1 protein-coding gene is annotated in these 682 nt (G+C 63.3%); it reads right to left on the reverse strand.

The window, feature by feature from the left end; genetic code table 11:
- A partial coding sequence (locus IVA87_RS27685; RefSeq protein ID WP_247336036.1) for an IS66 family transposase occupies positions 1 to 682 on the reverse strand: 682 nt, incomplete at both ends.

Here is a 682-nt window from a genome sequence, read left to right on the forward strand (position 1 = left end):
CCGCCACGATCAGAACCGCAGAACAACCAGGATTTTCGTCCGAGAGCTATACCTCTTAATCCTCGCTCGGCGGCATTGTTGGAGAGGCACACGCGGCCGTCCTCGAGGAATAGGGTGAAGCTCGCCCAGCGCTTCAGGATATAGTTGAACGCCTTAGCCAGGTCGTGCCCATGGGACAGCTTGGCGAGCTGCTCCCGCATATAGACCTGAAGGTCCTCGACCAGAGGTCGGCTCAGCGTCTGCCGAACCTGAACGCGTTCCTCGGCACTCCTGCCATTGATGGAGCGTTCGATCTCGAACAGCGCATCGATCCGCCGCACGACCTCGACCGCGATGGGCGAGAGCGGGATCTCCTTCTTGGCGGTGGCCTTGCGACGCGCATTCTCTTCGACATCGGCCATGGCGAAGAACGGGCGCCGCGCATGGACCCAACACGCCGCTTCGCGGATCGGTCCAGGGTGGCGTCCCCCCAGATAGAGCTGGTTGTACCCGTCATAGGCGTCGGCCCGCAGGATGCCGGCATATCGGGCCAGATGCGCCTGGGGATGCTCGCCCTTGCGATCACGCGAGTAGTAGAACATCGCCGCCAGCGGACCCGCACCGCTAAACGGCCGGTCGTCCCGGACGTAGATCCAGCATCGTGCCGTATCGGTCTTGCCCTTGGCCAGCACTGGCACGGTCG

Source organism: Bradyrhizobium sp. 147 (assembly GCF_023073935.1).
Classification (GTDB): domain Bacteria; phylum Pseudomonadota; class Alphaproteobacteria; order Rhizobiales; family Xanthobacteraceae; genus Bradyrhizobium.